A 20,660-nucleotide genomic window follows, 5' to 3' on the forward strand; every position below is an offset into this window, starting at 1 on the left:
GCTTGGTCAGGAGAATTAGTTGTGCACGCTGTTCTAAGCTGAGTGGGACGGTAACAATCCGTGGCATGTGCAAACATCGTTTAACCAAAAATGTCTTTTCGCATGTTTAGTTGTTTTTGTCAACTTAAGCATAACTTGTTTAATACACTGTTTCATTTCGATCTTGTTCTAATAAACACCTATATACAATAAAAAGAGGGTGAAAAAATGGCACAGATGTTAACGACAACAGATGGAACCTCGATTTATTATAAGGACTGGGGAGAGGGGCCGGTTGTGGTCTTTTCCCATGGATGGCCTCTTTCCAGTGATGCTTTTGAAGACCAGATGTTATTTCTTGCAGAACATGGCTATCGGGTGATTGCATTTGATCGACGTGGTCATGGACGCTCGAGTCAGCCTTGGGCTGGACATAACATTGATCAATATGCACAAGATATGCATCAACTCATTGAGCATCTTGGATTAACCGAGTTCGCTTTAGTCGGACATTCTACCGGTGGGGCTGTCGTGACCCGTTATACGGCAAAATATGGTCAGCATAAAGTCACTAAACTTGCACTTATTGCAGCTGTAACTCCACTCATGATTAAACGAGATGATTATCCAGACGGTGTAGATTCGGACGTGTTTGATGAGATGCGTGCAAATTTACTCGCTAACCGAGCCGATTTTTATCTGGATTTTGCTAAAGCATTTTATGGATATGACAAGCTGTTAAATAAAACTTCGGAAGGGATAATACAAAATTTTTGGCGTATTGCAATGCAGGGTTCAATCAAGGCCCATTATGATTGTATCCATACATTTTCAGAAACCGATTTACGTGAAGATTTAACCCAGATTACAGTACCGACCTTGGTGCTTTATGGAACAGCAGATAACATCGTACCGCCAGAAATCTGTAGCCAGCAGACCGTTAAACTCTTAAAACAGGGTGTGGAAGAGCAAATTAAGGGAGCACCGCACGGGTTGTGTACCACTCATAAAAATGAAGTCAGTTTTGCCTTGAAGGAATTTCTGGCACATCATTGATATAAGTTAAATAAAAAAAACAGCCTTTAGGCTGTTTTTTTTATTTGAATACCCGATTTAGTCCTGATCAGGATTCATCGGTTTAACATCCATATCTTGATAAGAAACCAACTTGGTTTTGTTTTTCCATTTATAACCCAGCCAGATTGCTAAAAATAATGGAATACTGATATAGGTGGATAATACACCGAGCCAATCACCCGTAATAAAGGCTTGATAGTTCTGTCCAAGTACGACAATCGTACAAAGAATAAAGGCAAACCAAGGGGCAAATGGGAAAAACTTGGCTTTATACGCTAAATCTTCCAGTTTATAACCTTGTGCCAAATAACCTTTACGGAAACGGTAGTGTGAAATGGCAATACCCAACCATACGATGAATCCGCACATTCCCGACATATTCAGCAACCAGTTAAATACTTGTTGTTCCCCAATAAAAGTGGTGAGAAAGCAAAGCGCGGCAATTGCTGTGGTGGCATACAGTGCATTCATGGGTACACCACGCGAATCCAGTTTACCAAAGATTTTTGGTGCACTGCCTTTGCGTGCCATGTCAAACAGCATACGGGTGGATGAATACATGCCTGAGTTACCTGCGGACAGGATCGCAGTTAAGATTACGGCATTCATTAAACCTGCGGCGAAAGCAAAACCGACTTTTTCATACAATAAGGTAAAAGGTGAAAGGGTAATGTTTTCACTTGCTGCCGCTTGTAACAGGCGTGGATCATCATAAGCCACTAGCGTACCAATGATGAAAATACACACCACATAGAATAATAAAATACGCCAGAAAATTTGCTTGATGGCTACTGGAATGGTCTTTTTAGGATCTTTCGATTCACCCGCAGCCACACCCACCATCTCTGTGCCCTGAAAGGAGAATCCGGCAATCATGGCGACACCAATCATGGCCTGCAAACCACCAACAAAAGGTGCATCACCTTTGGTCCAGTTGGCAAAGGTTACCATATTCGGTGTCAGCATGATTTTTGCAATCATGGCAATACCAATAATAATAAAGACAACGATTGCAATGACTTTAACCAGGGAGAACAAAAACTCACTTTCACCAAAGCCTTTTACAGAGAGTGAGTTAATGGCAAAAATTACGCTCAGAAAAATAGCACTCCAGTAAAATCCGGGAATATCTGGAAACCAGAATTTCATAATAAACTGGACAGCAACCAGTTCAAAAGCAACCGTAATGGCCCAGTTGTACCAATAGTTCCAGCCCAAAGCAAAGCCAAAACCGCCTTCTACATATTTTGTACCGTAGGTAAAGAAAGCACCTGAGGTCGGGTTATGGGTCGCAAGCTCGCCCAGACTGGTCATCAGGAAATAAATCATGATTCCAATCAGGCAGTAAGCCAATAAAGCACCGCCCGGACCTGCATTGGCAATGGTTGCACCAGAAGCCAGGAATAAGCCTGTGCCGATAGAACCACCAATGGCGATCATATTCAAATGACGTGCACCCAGCTTACGCTGTAAATGTGCAGATTGAGTTTCGCTCATCGTTGTTCCTTAAGATTTCTTTTCGGTGCTAGTGAACAGCACTTTAAAGCCTTGTTGATCGGCTTTGGTTGTACATTTGCCAAAGCTTTGTTCAATGAGTAATGGATAATTTAAAAAGCGGTTTGCCACAATCCAGAGTTCACCACCCGATTTCAAATGACGGCGTGAAGTTTTGCACAAGCTTTCACTGGCATCATAATTGGTTTGAATACCTTGATGGAAAGGCGGATTGCTGATGATGGCATGCAAGAAAAGAGGCGCATCTTCAATACCCGTCACAGCAGTAATTTCAAGCTGTTCGGGAGAAAGGTCATTTTTTTCAAAAGTCATGCGGGTAGAGGCCAATGCAAAAGCATCAACATCCAGCGCAAAAATGCGGTTTTTCGGATTCAGTTTGGCCAGATAAGCACTGATAATACCGGCACCACAGCCAAAGTCGGCAATTTTACCTGAAGTGACCTGTGATAAAAACGGTAAGAATACTGCTGTGCCGACATCTAAACGATTTTGGCTGAATACGCCGGGCAGGGCACAAATAGTGAGATCACCTTTTGGTGTTGCTACCGTATATTCTTGGGCCCAATTTGCCAAAGTCTTTTCTTTAACCGTCGATTCAATCTTGAGTTGCCAGAGCTGGCAATGACGTGCACTGTCCAGTTTAAAGGCTTTGCCATAAGGCTGTAGTTGTTTGGCTGCACGTTCAACGCCGCCTTTTTTCTCACCCACCAGGAAGATGGAAGCCCCTAAACCTAGACGGCTGACGACATTATGCAGGACATAATTTAACAGTTCTTTGGACTTCGGTACAAAGATAATGGCCTGGTCAAAACTGCCTTCAGGAAGCTCTACGCCAAAATGTACAGCGGCCTGTTGTGACTGAAAATATTGAAATTCATTATAATTCCATGTCCACAAACAAGGGCTGATGTCTTTCTCTAGATTGGAAAGTAAATCATCAGTCGGTGCATTGACTAAAAGCACACGTCCAGAAAGGTATTCATGCTGTCGAATGACAACTTCACTTCTTGGATCCATTTTTTATCTCGCCATTGAAAAACTCTGCCCAGACAATGCTGGGCAGAGTTGATGCTGAAATGAAATTATTGCTTCGATTCAGGAAGAATAATATTTAAAAGCAATGCTGCAATACCACCAGTCGCCACACCGGAACTGAAGATGTTACGGAATAACTCAGGAAGATGTTCCAAAATTTGTGGGACTTGTGCAACACCTAGGCCCAAGGCCAGTGAAATGGCAATAATTAACAGGGCACGACGGTCAAGATGAATTCCTGACAGGATATTAATACCAGAAGCCGCCACAGCACCAAACATCACCATGACTGCACCGCCAAGCACGGCTTGAGGAACTGCTTGAATCACGCCAGCAACCGCAGGTAACAAGCCTAAAATTACCAGTAATGCTGCAATCCAGATACCGACATAACGGCTTGCAACACCAGTAAGCTGAATGACACCATTATTTTGTGCAAATACCGAACTTGGGAAAGTATTGAATAAGCCGGCGAGCAAAGAGTTGGCACCATTCACCAGCACACCGCCTTTAATACGCTCCATCCATACTGGGCCATCGACTGGCTGATTCGAAATCTTTGAAGTTGCGGTAATGTCACCAATCGCTTCTAAAGACGTGACCAGATAAATAAAGGCCATGGGAATAAACAAGCTCCAAGAGAAGCTTAAACCAAAATGCATCGGTGTTGGAATCTGAACCATTGGCGCATCTTTCATGCCTGAAAAATCAAGGTGACCCATAAAGCCGGCAAGAGCATAACCAATAATCAGGGCAATCAGAATGGCGGAGCTTTTGATCCAGGTAATACGGACACGGTTCAGGACAATAATAATCGCCAGTACCGTACAGGACATAATCAGGTTATCGGCGTTGGCAAAGGTTTTATCGCCCATGGCCTGATAACCGCCCCCCATACTGATTAAACCTTCCTTAATTAAGGTCAAACCAATCAGCAGGACCACAATACCTGTAACAAGAGGAGTGATCAGTTGTTTTACCCAAGGTAAAATACGTGACACACCCATTTCAATAAACGATCCGGCAATTACTACACCAAAAATAGAAGCCATCACCGCTTCAACAGGGGTGCCTGCCGCGACCATGGCTGAACCAATGCCGATAATCGGACCAATAAAGTTAAAACTGGTGCCTTGTACAATTAAAAGACCCGCGCCCAAAGGGCCAACCTTTTTACATTGTAAAAAGGTTGCAATCCCGGAGATGACCAAAGACATGGAAAGAATCATGTTGGTGTCTTCTTTTGACACCCCAAGAGCTAAACAGATGAGCAAGCCGGGCGTGACAATCGGGACAATAATCGCAAGTAAATGTTGCAGGGCAGCGAGAAAAGCGATAAATGGTTTGGGGCGATCGTTTAATCCGTAGACCAAATCAAGACGATCTTGTTGTTTGGGAGAGTTTTGTAAATCAGACATGTAAGAAAGGTACAACAGCAATTTGGCGTTATTCTAATCGAGTTACAGGAGTTTACAAACCAAAAAAAGGACGAATAGTCAAAAAAACTTGTAACTGTCAATAAACTGTCACTACTAAAAGTTTAGTTTTTTCTGTATAATTTGCCCTCAAATTTAATACGTATCGAATTTACATGTCAGATATTAAAACTCTCCGCAACATTGCCATTATTGCGCACGTTGACCACGGTAAAACAACTCTTGTAGACAAACTTTTACAACAATCAGGTGCACTCGGTGAACGAGCGGGCGAGATTGAGCGTGTCATGGATTCAGGCGCTATTGAAAGTGAACGTGGTATTACCATTCTTGCAAAAAACACTGCAATCAAATGGTTAGATGAACGTACTAATACTGAATACCGCATTAACATCGTGGACACCCCGGGGCACGCCGACTTCGGTGGTGAAGTAGAACGTGTATTGTCGATGGTAGACTGTGTATTGCTACTTGTGGACGCACAAGAAGGTCCAATGCCACAAACACGCTTCGTAACACAAAAAGCCTTTGCACGTGGTTTGAAACCAATCGTGATTATCAACAAAGTCGACAAGCCAAGTGCACGTTGTGACTGGGTGATCGATCAAGTTTTTGATCTGTTTGATAATCTTGGTGGTACTGACGAACAGTTAGACTTCCCGATCGTTTATGCATCTGGTCTTCGTGGTGTTGCTGGTCCTTCTCCAGAAGAACTTGCTGAAGATATGACACCGTTGTTCCAAACAATCGTTGACATCGTTGAGCCACCAGCAGTTGATGTTGATGGTCCATTCCAAATGCAGATTTCTTCACTTGACTATAACAGCTTCGTTGGTGTGATCGGTGTTGGTCGTATCCAGCGCGGTTCAGTGAAATTAAATACGCAAGTGACTGTGATTGATAAAGATGGTAAGACGCGTAACGGCCGTATCTTAAAAATCATGGGTTACCATGGTCTAGATCGTGTTGACGTTGAAGAAGCTTCTGCAGGCGATATCGTTTGTGTAACGGGTATTGATGCACTCAACATTTCTGACACAATCTGTGATCCGAAAGCTGTTGAAGCTTTACCGCCATTGTCTGTAGATGAGCCTACCGTATCGATGACGTTCCAGGTCAACAATTCACCGTTTGCGGGTAAAGAAGGTAAATTCGTGACTTCACGTAACATCCGTGAACGTCTAGATCGCGAATTGATTCATAACGTAGCACTTCGTGTTGAAGATACTGACAGTCCAGACCGTTTTAAAGTGTCTGGCCGTGGTGAACTTCACCTTTCAGTTTTGATCGAAAACATGCGTCGTGAAGGCTTCGAGATGGGTGTATCTCGTCCGCAAGTGATCTTGAAAGAAATCGACGGTCAAATGCAAGAGCCGTACGAAAACGTAACTTTTGACGTTGAAGAACAGCATCAAGGTGCTGTAATGGAACAAATGGGTCACCGTAAAGGCGAGATGACCAATATGGAAGTTGACGGTAAAGGCCGTATCCGTATTGAAGCAACTGTTCCTTCACGTGGCTTGATCGGTTTCCGTTCTGAATTCTTGACCATGACTTCTGGTACAGGGATCATGACATCAAGCTTCTCGCATTACGGTCCAATGAAACAAGGTACTGTTGCTAAACGTCAAAACGGTGTGTTGATTTCTATGGTTCAAGGTACTTGCCTGGGCTATGCATTGTTCACACTACAAGACCGTGGCCGTCTATTTGCTAAACCACAGTTGGAAGTTTATGAAGGAATGATCGTGGGTATTAACTCTCGTTCAGACGACATGGTGGTTAACCCGACTAAAGCGAAACAGCTCACTAACGTACGTGCATCAGGTACTGATGATGCCTTAACACTTGTACCGAACATTGAATACACGCTTGAACAGGCGCTTGAATTCATCGAAGATGACGAGTTGGTTGAAGTAACACCGAAATCAATTCGTATCCGTAAACGTTACTTGACTGAAAACGAACGTAAGCGTAACCGCGGTAAATAATTTTTCTGTTTAGCAGATATAAAAAACCGCTAACTAAGGTTAGCGGTTTTTTTGTGAGCATAAGTTACAAAATGAAACTGCTCTGTGAGCAAAAATTGCTAAAGTACCTCTAACAACAGATTAATTATCACCCTATAAAAACACTGAAAATGGTCTCAGGAGTCAAGTATGAGTATTGTTCAAGAATTTAAAGAGTTTGCCATCAAGGGCAACATGATGGATTTGGCTATCGGGGTTATCATTGGCGGGGCATTCGGTAAAATTGTCGACTCATTGGTAAAAGATATCATCATGCCCATCATTACCCTGATTACGGGTGGAGGCGTTGATTTTACCCAGAAATTTATCGTCCTCGGGGATAATCCGGAGAATCTGCAATCTTTGGATGCATTGACCAAAGCCGGAATTAACGTGCTGACCTATGGTAATTTCCTCACGATTTTAATTAACTTTATCATTTTGGCTTGGGTGGTGTTCCTGATGGTAAAAATGTTAAACCGCATGCGCCGTACAAAAGAGGAAGTGCCGGCAGCACCTGCCCCAACACCGGAAGATATTCAGTTACTGCGTGAAATCCGTGATGAATTGAAGAAAAAGGTTTAATGATTTTCTGCTTGAAAAAAACGGTACTGAATGTACCTTTTTTTATTCCTTATTTATTCCCTCTCCTTTTAGGAGAGGGCTAGGGAGAGGTTTACCTCCATCCCAGCCTTCCTCCTAAAAGGAGGAAGGAGCAACAAAGATTACTAATCCATCCGAAACTTGATTTCCAGCAAATGCCAGCCAAACTGGCTTTTGATTGGGCCATGCAGTTCACGTTCAGGCAAAGTAAATACGGCTTTATCAATCGGACCGACTAACTGGCCTTTTTTGATATCACCCAGTTCGCCACCTTTTTTGCCCGAAGGGCAGGTGGAATGCTGTTTGGCAATTTTGGCAAAATCAGCCCCATCCTTAATTTTCTTTTTCAGCTGTTCAGCCAGCACTTTATCTTTGACCAAGATATGTCGAACGATGGCAGATTTCATGCTTGGCTTCCTTTAATGGCTTTCTGGTGGGCTATTTTAACTTTTTTTAGGGGCTGACACTCTGGACAAAATACCGATGCACGCTGTCCGAGTTTTAAATTTTCCAACGTGGTTTCACAATTCACGCACATTTCACCGGCACGACCATAAGCCAGCAGGGTTTGCTGGAAATAGCCGTTTTCACCCATGGCATTGGTATAGTCACGCAAGGTCGAGCCGCCGAGATCAATCGCCTGTTTTAAAATACGTTTAATTTCTATAACTAACTGTTCAATTTGCTGAAAACTCAGGCTAGAAGCCGGTTGAGCAGGATGAATCCCTACGTTAAATAAACTTTCCGTTGCATAAATATTGCCCACTCCCACCACCATGTGGTTATCCATAATCGCCACTTTCGCTGCTACATTTTTCTTTTTAAATTTTTCAAACAGATATTCAGCATTAAATGCTTCACTCAAAGGTTCAGGCCCTAAAGTATCAATCAGTTTGCTTTGCGAGTCTTGATCGAGCCATAAAATACAGCCGAAACGGCGCGGATCATGATAACGCAGTTCAATATCTTCAAATTGAATGATCAGATGATCGTGTTTGCGCAGTTCGTCTGTTGCTGTACATAATCTGAAACTGCCTGACATGCCCAAATGCCAGAGCATACTGTCTTGTTCAAACTCTGCCAAAATATATTTGGAACGGCGGGTGAGTTTCAGCAATTTTTGACCCACCAACTTTTGTATATTTTCAGGAATAGGCCAACGTAAGCTCGGCTGACGGACTTCTACCTTTAAAACGGTTTGATCCAACAGTGGCAAGAGACTGGTTTTGGTGGTTTCAACTTCAGGTAATTCAGGCATAGGATCAAATGTATCAAGAAAACTTTGTGCTTAATATTGGACTGCTAAGAGGGGATTGCAAGGGAGTCTTAAAAAATCTATATGCTTGTTGCAATTTGTTAATAGATGCAATGGACTGATTCTAGCAGTCATTTTAATTCGCCGATTGCTTCATGCTTTTCCTCAATCTGAAGGGGTCATTAACCCTGATACTACAAATAAACTTAAACGCTATGCGGGTAGTTCGTTTAAGCTTTCAAACAGTATTTTAATAAGATATAGAGCAAGCTATGCCAGGTAAATATTACGAGATTCTCTTTTCTAAGACTTTATTTTACCTGACAGCATGCCTCTGCCAGCATCTTTATGCTGCCCCTGATTCTACGGACCCGGTTTTGCTTCCCGTCATTAAAATAGAAGCGACACGTAGCGATACTGACTGGCTGCAAACACCTGCTTCAGTATATCGAATCGAACAAAATAACAATACGAATAATCTCGGTGTAAATCTTTCTGAAACTTTAAAAGGTGTACCTGGCTTACAGCTGAATAACCGCGAAAATTATGCCCAGGATTTACAGATTTCCATGCGTGGCTTTGGTGCCCGTTCAACTTTTGGTGTGCGTGGTATCCGTTTATATGTCGATGGTATTCCTGCGAGCATGCCGGATGGGCAGGGCCAGACCTCAAATATTGATTTAAGCAGTCTGGATCATATTGAAGTACTGGGTGGGCCATTTTCTACACTTTATGGCAATTCCTCTGGCGGAACGATTTTGACCACGACCAAACAGGGAGCATGCAAAGATTCCATTGAATTGGGCTATTCAGCTGGCAGTCAGCATAAAAGCCGTGCCAATGTGATATTGCAAGGTGGTGCAGATCGGGCCGGTGAGCCGAGTTATGTGCTCAGTTCCTCTTATTTTGATACTGATGGCTACCGTGACCACAGTGCTGCGCATAAAGTACTGAGTAATGCCAAACTGACCTGGAATCTGGATGACGGCTCTAAACTGAACTGGATTATGAATCATGTTGATATAAATGCCGATGATCCGCAAGGTTTGACCCGCCAGCAGTGGCAAGCCAATCCCAAACAGGTCAATGATGCGAACAATATCTATGACGTGCGCAAGGAAATTAATCAAACCCAGACCGGTCTGACCTGGTCTAAACCGATCAATGACCAGCATGAACTGTATGCTATGGCTTATCTGGGACATCGTGAAGTGACCCAGTATCAGTCGATTCCTTCGGCAACTCAAATAAACTCACGCCATGCCGGCGGTGTGATTGATTTCAGCCGTGATTATTACGGCACTGATATTCGCTGGACTGGAAAGAATCTTTTACCCAATACACGTGTAACAGCAGGTCTGGCCTTTGATTATATGGATGAAGACCGCCAGGGTTATGAAAACTTTGATGCCAATGGGCAATTTGGCGTAAAAGGGAAGCTACGCCGTGATGAACAGAATTTTTTATGGAATTTAGATCCCTATCTTCAAGCCGCGTGGGATTTTTTACCCAATTGGACCTTGGACACAGGACTGCGTTATAGCAATGTACATTACCAGTCCAACGATCACTATATTGTCACAGGCAATGGCGATGATAGCGGCAAGACCGACTATGACCAGGTGCTACCTTCAGTGGCTTTAAGCTGGAAAATGAATGACCGGTTCAATGTTTATGCCAGCTATGCCAAAGGTTTTGAAACTCCCACCTTTACCGAAATGGCCTATTCAGCAAACGATGGCATAAACTTTAATTTAAAGCCCGCCAGCAGTAATAATTATGAACTGGGTGTGAAAGCACAAAATATGTGGGGCAATTTCACGGCTGCAGTCTTCCAAAGCAAAACACAAAACGATATTGTTTCTGCTGGAACAGTGGATGGCCGTGCGACCTATAAGAATGCGGATAAAACGCTGCGTGAAGGGGGGGAGCTGTCCTGGAACAAAAATCTATGGCGTGATTTAACTGCTCAGGCCAGCTACAGCTATATTGATGCTACATTTGATGCAGCGATTCCGGACAGTATGGTGCAGAAAGGCAACAAGATTCCGGGTATCGCTAAAAATCAGGCATTTGCCTCTTTAGGCTGGCAGCCGGAAATCGGCTTTAATGCGGGTTTTGATGTCCGCTATATGGATCAGGTCTATGTAGATGATGTAAATAGCGATGCCGCACCAAGTTATAGCATCATTTCGGCCAATGTCGGTTATGTCTGGAAACAGGCCGACTGGAAAGTCCGGACTTTTGCGCGAGTCGATAATCTGTTGGATAAAGACTATGTCGGTTCAGTGATTGTAAATGAGGGTAATGGACGCTTCTTTGAACCCGCAGATGGTTTGAACTGGAGTGCGGGATTAAGTGTGAGCAAGGTATTCTAACAGGGGGCTAAGCGTGGCGTTATTATTTCAACCAATTCAATTTGGTTCGTTAAAACTGAGCAATAAAATCGTAATTGCTCCAATGTGTCAGTATTCGGCAACTGAACAAGGGGAGGTGACCTATTGGCATGAGCAGCAATGGGCTAATTATGCCTTGTCTGGTGCCGGTTTATGTATTGTTGAAGCCACCGCAGTGCAAGCGGAAGGGCGGATCAGTTATGCCGATTTGGGATTGTGGAATGATACACAGCGTGATCAGATTAAGGCATTACTGACAAAAATAAAGACACTTTCGCCTATGCCGTTTGCAGTGCAATTGGCACACGCAGGGCGTAAAGCCTCAACCGATAAACCTTGGAATGGAAGAGGTCAATTTAAGCCGACAGAGACTCATGGCTGGCAAACAGTTTCTGCCAGTGACATTCCTTTTAATCCAGCCGATCATGCACCGCATGCGCTGAGTAAAGATGAAATCCAGCAAGTGATTCAAGACTTTGCTGATGCTGCCAAGCGTGCTGTGGATGCCGGTTTTGACTTAATTGAAGTGCATGCAGCACATGGTTATTTGCTGCATCAATTTATGTCACCATTATCGAATCGGCGTCAGGACGAATATGGCGGCAGTTTCGAGAACCGCATTCGCTTGACGCTGGAAGTTTTTCAGGCCATGAAAAATGCGGTACCAGAAGGCTACCCTATAGGCGTGCGTATTTCTGCAACGGACTGGATGGAGGCGCATGACGGTTGGGATATCGAATCTTCGCTCGGTTTGGCCAAGGCTTTGGAACAACTCGATGCAGTATATATCCATGTGTCGAGTGGTGGCTTGCATATCGATCAGAATATTCATCTGGAAGCCAATTATCAGGTTCCATTTGCTCATGCCATTAAGCAGGTCGTCAGCATTCCCGTGATTGCTGTGGGTTTAATTACTGAAGCCATGCAGGCCGAAGGAATTTTACATTATCAGCAAGCTGACGCAATTGCTTTAGCTCGTGCTATGCTGTATGACCCGCGCTGGCCATGGCATGCTGCCGCAGAGTTGGGTGAAAATATTCAAATTGCACCGCAATATTTGCGCTGTCAGCCGCGTGGATTAAAAGCGTTGTTTAGCGCTTTTTAATGCTTCATCCCGATATTTCGCTTGAATGTTTTAATGCTCAGACTCTAAAGAGTCGGAGTCTGGGCAAGTAATTTTATTTATTGAAAGGACAAATTCTATATGGTCTTTACGGTCATCGTACCGATCTTTTTTTTATTAGCTTTAGGTTATCTTTCGGTAAATTTTCAGCTTTTAACAAAAGAGCAAGTCAATGCTGTTGGGGCCTTTGTCATTAAAATTGCGCTACCTGCTTTATTTTTCCAATCCTTGGCCGCAAAAGATTTGCATGAAATCTGGTATCCCGAATACTTTCTTGTCTATAGCGGCGTGACTTTTATTTTATATGCTGCGGCATTTTTTATTGTTTCCCATTACTTTAAAAATGACCGTTCACAGTCTTCAGTTTTGTCGCTAGGTGCGGCCATGTCGAATACCGGGCTCATTGGTACGGCGGTATTATCCTTGCTGCTGGGACAAAAGGCGATGACCTATACCTCTTTGGTGGTAATCATTGAAAGTGTGCTGCTTATTCCGGCAGTGCTGATTCTGGCGGAACTGGGAAACTCACAAAAGGCAAGTTTTGCCCAAATCCTCCAGAGCACGGTGGTTACTTTATTGAAAAATCCCTTGTTTATGGGCGTCATGCTGGGGATAGCCTGCGCCATCTTTCAGATTCATATTCCTAAACAGCTGGATCAGGTCTTGGCCCTGCTTGGACAAACTGCATCGCCTTTAGCCTTATTCTCGATTGGTGGCGGGATTGTGGGATTGACGCTGAAATATGTGAATCTGCAAAGCTTTTATCTGGTGATTTCCAGTAACCTGATCATGCCTTTGCTGATGTTCCTGGGTTTGAATTATTTAACCAATGTGAGTCAGGAAATGGTCTATGCTGGAACGCTTATTGCCGCTTTGCCGATGCCGACCATTTTTGCCATGTTAGGTCAAGCGTATGGTTTAAATGAAAAAACTTTAACTCCTTTATTGATGAGTACCATTTTAGGATTCATTGTGGTGAGTGTGTTAATTAGTGTCTGGTGGGCTTAAAATTTTACGGTCAGCATGAATAGCAACAAAATAATAGGCATAAAAAAAGCCCCCGGAATTGAGGCTTTTAATCATCTCTGCAGTGATTAGCTTTTCTTTTCAGCAGTAGCTTTAGGTGGGTTTTTGGCCTGTTCGGCAATCATTTTATCCACCACAGCTAAAGATTGTTTGGCTTGCGGGATATTTTCTTTGGCTAAAGCCTCAAAAATTTTTTTCGCTTCAGGCAGGTTTTGCGGAACGATTTTACCGTTGGCAAACATGTTACCTACAGCCATTAAAGCGGGAATATAGCCTTTTTGTGCCAGATCCTGAATGCTTTTTAAGCCTTGCTTAATTGGCGCTTCGTTTTTGTTTTTAAAACCCTGACTGATGTCATATAACGCTTTGGCATGAATGGCCTGATAATTGCCTTTTTTGATCAGCGGGTCCAATTTTTGTAAAGCCAGTTTATCTGATGCTGCTGTACCTTCAGAAAACAGTAATACGGCCAAATCTACGCTGGCATCATCAAAACCTTGCTTGGATGCTTTTTCTAAATACTGTTTGGCTTTTTTAGTATCTTGGGGCAGACCTAAAGTACCGGTCATGTAGTTTTTACCTAGGACATAGTTGGCTACCGGATAGCCTTTGTTTGCAGACTCTTGATACAGCTGGATGGCTTTTTTCTCATCTTTGGTGGTGCCCTGACCGGTTTGAGTCAGGTAGGCCAAATTATAAAGTGCCTGTGCATTTCCTGTTTTTGCTAGTTTATCCAGCTCCTGATAAGCGCCTTTCATATCGTTGGCTTTGACCAGTGTTTCTACTTTGGCAAATGCAGGATCAACAGAAGTGGTTGTCATTTCAGCCATCGCAAAACTTGAAGACAAAGCGATCAGGCTGGCAAGTATAATTCTTTTCATATTTTTAAAAAACCTTTTATAAACATAATCTTAATTCCATTTATGTGCTTAAAAATGAATATGGAACCCTTCCTTTAACATCATAAGTTTATTTATGTGAATGTAAATACATGAGGGGTGCATTACCATAATATTTCATAGATATTTACATAATTGTTACTGGCTCGATTTTGGGTAGAAAATCTTAAAGCAAGCTTAAGTAGGGTGAGGGCTTTGTAGATGAATTGTTTTGTGCTTAAAATTTAAAACCATCAAGCACAATGATCAGAGAAAAATACGCAGCAGCGAAACGGCACTTTGTTTTTCAGCCAATCTTTGTTTAAATCGCGGCTGAATTAATGTGTGAGTAGATAAATGTTCATTAAAGCCATTAAACGTGCCTATGATCGGGTCAATCTGGACAGCAATATTCCTGAAGAAGAAAAAATGGATGCTTTGCTGATGAAACTGGGGGCTGAATATTTGGTCAGTAAAGATGACCGTGTCTATATTTTTAAAAAAGGTGAGCTTGAAGCAAAATTTGATGCCAAGCATGCGCGTGATTATTCATTTAAAGAATATGTCTGCAAAGACATGAACAAGCTGTTTCATGGTTTTTAATCCGGAAATGTGATCGGTTTAGTATCCCTTCAAATGCATAAAAAAGCCTCCAAAGATGGAGGCTCAGTGCAGCATATATCCAAAGCTTAAATATCTAAAGTTTCAAGATTTACTGTGGACGTGCTACATCACCATTTAAAGCTTCAGGCAAATCTAGAACTTGTAACCCCAGCTCTTCAAGCGCAGCAGGTTTTGCCACGACCAGGGCTTTATAACCGCCATCCACAGCAATGCTGTTGATCACTTCAACATCATTGTTTAACTGGGTTGCAGCAGCAGGAGCATCACCGCTACCTTGCACCAAATGCAGCCAGTGTTTCGGTTTGGCCTTGAACCAGAGGCGTGCAATAATTTCCTGACCCAAATAGCAGCCCTTGTCATAATGTACGCCTTCACGCTGATGCAAACGCAGTTCTTGCGGCTGGAATTCTTGTGCCGTTGTCGCTTCAATCCAGGCCTGACCGGCTTCAATCGCTTGCAGCTGCCAAGCTGCGATATCGGTTTCAGTGCTAGAAAAATCGGTGCTATCGCCATTGAGCGTAGGGAAAACTCGGCCGACTTGTTCCAGCTTCATTTTCGAAAAAGCACCAAATTTTTTAATGTGTTTGGCAAATTCTTCGGCCTGATCGTCAGTGACCACAATTTCAAAACTTTCCGGACTAATTTTTTTTAGCCATAAGCCAAACTGGATTCGTCCTTTTAAACTACAGATCGCGGTATAGCGAGTCAGGTTTTCGGCTAATGCCTCAGCATTTAAAGTCACTTGGCCCTGAAGGAATTTTTGTGCATCTACACCCTTTAAAGTGAATAGTGTAAAAGCAGTAGACGTTGACATGACTAGCCTCTGGATATATTTCACAAATCATTAGTGCAGATATTTTGCAGCATGCAGTGCAGATAGGCAAACAAAAAGCCCAGATTGCTATAGCTTTACTGAAATTCGGAAATATGCAGTTTTGTTTAAATGAATGCGGGCAAGCGACAAAATCATTAGCATTAAAATCGCTGCTCTAACATAAAAATGGCGACCAAAATTTTTTACCCTTTATCAATTTTTTGTAAGGTGAAGATCTTTTCTGACGTCATATTTGAAGGGTTTAGAATGATGGAATGATGAAAAATAGGTATTACCCAACAAGCATATTCAAAAGATAAGCATCGAAGGCAGTGCTAGATCATCAGATTTGCAGCTTAACGCTATTTTTTAGGTTTTAATGCCTGACAAGAGCGAATGCAATATAAAAAATATAAGCTTTACATCTACTTAAACGATTGGGAAAAATATTACAGAACAAGATTGTTTTGTATTCGCTTAGGGACATCTAATACTAAAGAATGAGGCCTATTTCCCGCTATTTTTCCAAAAAAAGCACGATTAGAGCAAATATCTCAAAAAATATGTAACAATTTGTTTCCAAAACACCTGTTTTTATATCTAAATATATGAAATATAAAAGATTTGGGAAATGGCTTTTCGGCGGTGTACTATGCCGTTGAACCGATTGTAACTCGCAACAACAATTACGTAGTAAAGAAAAAATGATTCAAGAGGCAGGTAAGCTATGAACAACAACTACCGCAAACCACTGCAAGGTACCCAGCTCGAATATTATGACGTACGCCAAGCCGTAGAAGATATTCAGCCAGGCGCATATGCAAAACTTCCCTATACTTCAAAAGTACTTGCCGAACAGCTGGTACGCCGTTGTGATCCTGCCATTCTGGAACAGTCTTTACGTCAGCTGATTGAACGTAAACAAGATCACGATTTCCCTTGGTATCCGGCACGAGTGGTGTGTCATGACATCTTGGGGCAAACTGCACTGGTTGACCTTGCAGGCCTCCGTGATGCCATTGCCGACCAGGGCGGCGACCCGTCTAAAGTCAACCCGGTTGTTCCAACCCAGCTGATCGTCGATCACTCTTTAGCGGTGGAATACGGCGGTTTTGATCCGGATGCATTCCGTAAAAACCGCGAAGTGGAAGACCGTCGTAATGAAGACCGTTTCCACTTTATTGAATGGACCAAAACTGCTTTTGAAAATGTTGATGTGATCCCTGCGGGCAACGGCATCATGCATCAAATCAACCTGGAGAAAATGTCTCCAGTGATTCAAAACCGTGAAGGTGTGGCATTCCCGGATACTTGTGTCGGTACCGATTCACATACTCCGCATACCGATGCCTTGGGCGTGATTTCTGTGGGCGTGGGCGGTTTGGAAGCTGAAAACGTGATGCTGGGCCGTGCATCTTGGATGCGTCTGCCAGACATTATTGGTGTGGAACTGGTGGGTCAGCGTAAGGCAGGCATTACCGCAACCGATATCGTGTTGGCATTAACTGAATTTCTGCGTAAAGAACGTGTCGTTGGTGCGTATCTGGAATTCTTTGGTGAAGGCGCAGACAGCATGTCGGTGGGTGATCGCGCGACCATCTCTAACATGACACCTGAATATGGTGCAACTGCGGCGATGTTCTATATTGACCAGAACACCATTGATTATCTGACTTTAACCGGTCGTGAAGCAGACCAGGTGAAACTGGTTGAACAATATGCCAAAGAAATTGGTCTTTGGGCTTCAGACATGAAACAGGCGGAATATCCACGCGTACTGCGTTTCGACTTGTCAACGGTAACTCGTAACATTGCCGGCCCGTCAAACCCGCATGCACGTGTATCAACGGCTGACCTGAAAGAAAAAGGCATTGCGGGTAATTTAGAGGCCGCTCGTGCGCAAGAAGCAGAAGGCTTAATGCCGGATGGTGCGGTGATTATTGCGGCGATTACTTCTTGTACCAATACCTCTAACCCGCGTAATACAGTGGCAGCCGGTTTATTGGCACGTAAGGCAAATGAGTTGGGTCTAACCCGTAAGCCTTGGGTAAAATCCTCTTTTGCACCGGGTTCTAAAGCCGCTGCACTTTACCTTGAAGAAGCGGGTGTACTGCACGACCTGGAAAAACTCGGTTTTGGTATTGTCGCTTATGCATGTACGACTTGTAACGGTATGTCGGGTGCGCTAGATCCAAAAATTCAGCAAGAAATTATTGACCGTGACCTGTATGCCACTGCGGTACTTTCAGGTAACCGTAACTTCGATGGTCGTATCCATCCTTATGCAAAACAGGCTTTCCTGGCTTCTCCGCCATTAGTCGTTGCTTATGCGATTGCCGGAACGATTCGTTTTGATATTGAAAAAGATTCACTTGGCAACGATAAAGATGGTAATCCGATTTACCTCAAAGACATCTGGCCATCGGATGAAGAAATTGATGCGCTGGTAAAAGTTGCGGTAAAACCAGAGCAATTTAAAAAAGTGTATATCCCGATGTTTGATTTGGGCGAGCGTGAAAAAGCGGCAAGTCCACTGTATGACTGGCGTCCGCAAAGTACCTATATCCGCCGTCCGCCGTATTGGGAAGGAGCTTTGGCTGCACCGCGTACCTTGACAAACATGCGTCCGCTGGCGATCTTGCCGGATAACATCACTACCGACCACTTATCGCCATCAAATGCGATTATTATGGATTCAGCTGCGGGTGAATACCTGCATAAAATGGGCGTGCCTGAGGAAGACTTTAACTCCTATGCAACGCACCGTGGTGACCACTTGACTGCGCAGCGTGCGACTTTGGCCAACCCGAAACTGTTCAATGAAATGGTGGTTCGTGCTGACGGTACCATCAAGCAGGGTTCAAAAGCGCGTGTCGAGCCGGAAGGTGAAGTGATGCGTATGTGGGAAGCGATTGAAACTTACATGAACCGTAAGCAACCGTTAATCATTATTGCGGGTGCGGACTACGGTCAGGGTTCTAGCCGTGACTGGGCAGCTAAAGGTGTGCGTCTTGCCGGTGTGGAAGCGATTGTGGCCGAAGGTTTTGAGCGTATTCACCGTACTAACTTAGTCGGTATGGGCGTATTACCACTTGAATTTAAACCGGGTACTAACCGCAAGACTTTAAAGCTGGATGGTACGGAACTGTATAGCGTAGTAGGTAATATTGCGCCACGTTCGACCTTGACTTTAGTCATTGAACGTTCGACTGATGATGGTAAAAACCAGATTGTTGAAGTACCTGTAACCTGCCGTCTGGATACCGAAGAAGAAGTTTCTGTTTATGAAGCGGGTGGTGTATTGCAACGCTTTGCACAGGATTTCTTGGAAGGGAATGTGGCTTAATCTTTTTTAAAATCTCCCCTAGCCCCTCTTTGCGAAAGAGGGGAACTCCCTCCTTTGAAAAAGGAGGGTTGGGGAGGATTAAAGATTAAAAGTTATTGATATTGTTTTAAAAAATCCTACTGTTAAGTGGGGTTTTGTTTATTAAAAAAGAAAATTAAGGGTAGGCTATGGCAATATTATTTTGTAATGTAGGTTGGATGGATAATTATAATGGAGCTAAAGGAGATATACCTAAAAGAGGAGGGGCTTTCAATGATCATTCAATTGGTCATGAGGTATGTAATTTTACTAATGTAGATGGAAAAGTATTTGGATATGTCCGTTCCTCAGGAAAAATTGATATTAAAAAATTAGGAGCTGGTAAGGGGGATGAGTTTGCTGATGGCGTAACCGTAGTATGGACAGCAGGACCAGATAGTGGTGGTACTGTAGTTGTTGGATGGTATAAAAATGCTAAAGTTTATAAAGAGCCCCGAAAGTTATTAAAAATATCTGATATTCATGAAAAAAATAAATTAGATTTTTATTTTATAGAAGCTAATTTTGTTGATGCATACCTTATCCCTGTTAATGAGAGGACTATCTTAATTCCAAGAGCTGTTAAAGGTGGAATTGGTCAAAGTAATGTATGGTATGCTCAAGCACCTGAGGCTAGAAATCTTGTTAGCAGAGTACAAGAATATATTGAAAGTAATAATTTTTTTGATAGTTTACCTGATGTTGAGGAAGAGATTATTGGGCTTGAAGGAAATCCTAGATTTAAGACACATTTGATTAGGGAGAGAAATAGAAAAATAGTGACAGAAAAAAAGCAAATAGTATTTGCTCAAACAGGAAAAATTGAATGTGAAGTTTGTTCTTTTAACTTTAAAAATACATATGGTGCAATAGGTGATGGCTTTTGTGAGGTTCATCATTTGGTTCCATTACATCAAGCTGATGGATTAATTGAAACTAAATTAGAAGATTTAGCAATAGTTTGTTCTAATTGTCATCGCATGCTGCACAAAGGAAATCCTTTATTGAAATTAACTGAATTAAAAAAGATGATGACAAAAAATTAGGATTTTAAAAAATAAAATTTCAATAAGCTTAAGTTTTATAGTTACATCATCAAAATCAGTCATCAGAGTTAAGGAGTAAGTTTAGTTAGCCTCATTTTTCAGACTTATTCTTAGCTGCCATTATTTTAGGTAAATTACACTCTAGTGCTGAAAAATCTATCTAAACAAATACAAACTCTAGATTCAAGAAATGTAGTAGTTTTGAATTATTGTGGCATATGTTATCAATTCCAAAAATAAGGTCAAATTATTGGAATAATAATTTATGGTTGGCTGCACATGCCCGCGCAAATAATTGGGTCATGGTCACCAACAATGAAAAAGAATTCTTACGAGTCGACGGACTGCAAGTTGAGAATTGGATCAGCAAATCTCTGTAAAGCAGTCAAAATTGTTATTTGAAATTATTTTTTGCAATTATGCCACCATCAATTTTTGAAATGATCAATAGACAATCATCACGATAGGGGTATACTAGGT

General features: G+C 42.6%; 16 protein-coding genes. 9 read left to right on the forward strand and 7 right to left on the reverse strand.

The genetic code is table 11. The features are described 5' to 3' along the window. Nucleotides 1–207: 207 nt before the first annotated feature. The gene (locus FTT87_RS12505; protein ID WP_180044012.1) at nt 208–1,035 is read left to right on the forward strand and encodes an alpha/beta fold hydrolase; all 828 of its coding nucleotides are present in this window, start codon (nt 208–210) and stop codon (nt 1,033–1,035) included. Nucleotides 1,036–1,092: 57 nt separating this feature from the next. On the opposite strand, the gene FTT87_RS12510 is transcribed toward FTT87_RS12505, so the two are convergent. From FTT87_RS12510 to FTT87_RS12520, 3 genes are all read right to left on the reverse strand, one after another. Next, a complete protein-coding gene (locus tag FTT87_RS12510; RefSeq protein WP_180044014.1) occupies nt 1,093–2,553 on the reverse strand; it encodes an amino acid permease in 1,461 nt (486 codons plus the stop codon). Nucleotides 2,554–2,562: 9 nt separating this feature from the next. Then, nucleotides 2,563–3,588, reverse strand: a complete 1,026-nt coding sequence (locus FTT87_RS12515) for a methyltransferase (RefSeq protein ID WP_180044016.1) — start codon at nt 3,586–3,588, stop codon at nt 2,563–2,565. A gap of 65 nt (nt 3,589–3,653) precedes the next feature. Then, complete coding sequence (locus tag FTT87_RS12520; protein ID WP_086195686.1) at nt 3,654–5,024, reverse strand: uracil-xanthine permease family protein; 1,371 nt, start codon at nt 5,022–5,024, stop codon at nt 3,654–3,656. A gap of 173 nt (nt 5,025–5,197) precedes the next feature. On the opposite strand from FTT87_RS12520, the gene typA reads away from it, so the two are divergent. Further along, entirely contained in the window at nt 5,198–7,033 is a 1,836-nt protein-coding gene (gene typA, locus FTT87_RS12525; RefSeq protein WP_166170857.1) for a translational GTPase TypA, read from the forward strand. A gap of 168 nt (nt 7,034–7,201) precedes the next feature. Beyond that, nucleotides 7,202–7,636 (forward strand): large conductance mechanosensitive channel protein MscL, encoded by a 435-nt coding sequence (mscL, locus tag FTT87_RS12530; RefSeq protein ID WP_166170855.1) that lies wholly within the window; start codon nt 7,202–7,204, stop codon nt 7,634–7,636. A gap of 143 nt (nt 7,637–7,779) precedes the next feature. Here mscL and FTT87_RS12535 read toward each other — a convergent pair whose 3' ends face one another. Further along, a complete protein-coding gene (locus tag FTT87_RS12535; RefSeq protein WP_180044018.1) occupies nt 7,780–8,061 on the reverse strand; it encodes a peptidylprolyl isomerase in 282 nt (93 codons plus the stop codon). Further along, nucleotides 8,058–8,912, reverse strand: coding sequence for a bifunctional DNA-formamidopyrimidine glycosylase/DNA-(apurinic or apyrimidinic site) lyase (gene mutM / locus FTT87_RS12540; RefSeq protein ID WP_086197676.1), 855 nt, complete (start codon nt 8,910–8,912; stop codon nt 8,058–8,060). Before mutM ends, FTT87_RS12535 begins: the two co-directional genes overlap by 4 nt. Nucleotides 8,913–9,181: 269 nt before the next feature. Between mutM and FTT87_RS12545 the strand changes: the two genes are divergently transcribed. The 3 genes from FTT87_RS12545 (at nt 9,182) to FTT87_RS12555 (ending at nt 13,436) form a co-directional block, all read left to right on the forward strand. Then, complete coding sequence (locus FTT87_RS12545) at nt 9,182–11,287, forward strand: TonB-dependent receptor (RefSeq protein WP_180174938.1); 2,106 nt, start codon at nt 9,182–9,184, stop codon at nt 11,285–11,287. 13 nt (nt 11,288–11,300) lie between these two features. Continuing rightward, nucleotides 11,301–12,410, forward strand: coding sequence for an NADH:flavin oxidoreductase/NADH oxidase (locus tag FTT87_RS12550; protein ID WP_180081687.1), 1,110 nt, complete (start codon nt 11,301–11,303; stop codon nt 12,408–12,410). Nucleotides 12,411–12,509: 99 nt separating this feature from the next. Continuing rightward, nucleotides 12,510–13,436, forward strand: coding sequence for an AEC family transporter (locus tag FTT87_RS12555; protein ID WP_180044022.1), 927 nt, complete (start codon nt 12,510–12,512; stop codon nt 13,434–13,436). 86 nt (nt 13,437–13,522) lie between these two features. Here the strand turns inward: FTT87_RS12555 and FTT87_RS12560 are convergent, their stop codons facing one another. Further along, nucleotides 13,523–14,335 carry a tetratricopeptide repeat protein gene (locus FTT87_RS12560; protein WP_166170843.1) on the reverse strand — a complete coding sequence of 271 codons (813 nt, stop codon included), beginning with the start codon at nt 14,333–14,335 and terminating at the stop codon, nt 13,523–13,525. Nucleotides 14,336–14,689: 354 nt separating this feature from the next. Between FTT87_RS12560 and FTT87_RS12565 the strand changes: the two genes are divergently transcribed. Then, nucleotides 14,690–14,935 (forward strand): hypothetical protein, encoded by a 246-nt coding sequence (locus FTT87_RS12565; protein ID WP_086197672.1) that lies wholly within the window; start codon nt 14,690–14,692, stop codon nt 14,933–14,935. Between the two features lie 109 nt (nt 14,936–15,044). On the opposite strand, the gene FTT87_RS12570 is transcribed toward FTT87_RS12565, so the two are convergent. After that, a complete protein-coding gene (locus tag FTT87_RS12570) occupies nt 15,045–15,770 on the reverse strand; it encodes a folate-binding protein YgfZ (protein ID WP_180044024.1) in 726 nt (241 codons plus the stop codon). Nucleotides 15,771–16,497: 727 nt separating this feature from the next. Between FTT87_RS12570 and acnD the strand changes: the two genes are divergently transcribed. Next, nucleotides 16,498–19,116 carry a Fe/S-dependent 2-methylisocitrate dehydratase AcnD gene (acnD, locus tag FTT87_RS12575; protein ID WP_180044026.1) on the forward strand — a complete coding sequence of 873 codons (2,619 nt, stop codon included), beginning with the start codon at nt 16,498–16,500 and terminating at the stop codon, nt 19,114–19,116. Nucleotides 19,117–19,283: 167 nt separating this feature from the next. Then, nucleotides 19,284–20,180 (forward strand): HNH endonuclease, encoded by an 897-nt coding sequence (locus FTT87_RS12580; RefSeq protein WP_180081683.1) that lies wholly within the window; start codon nt 19,284–19,286, stop codon nt 20,178–20,180. Nucleotides 20,181–20,660 lie beyond the last annotated feature (480 nt).

Origin of the sequence: Acinetobacter sp. YH01022, from assembly GCF_013420235.1 — a bacterium.
Taxonomy (GTDB): Bacteria; Pseudomonadota; Gammaproteobacteria; order Pseudomonadales; family Moraxellaceae; genus Acinetobacter.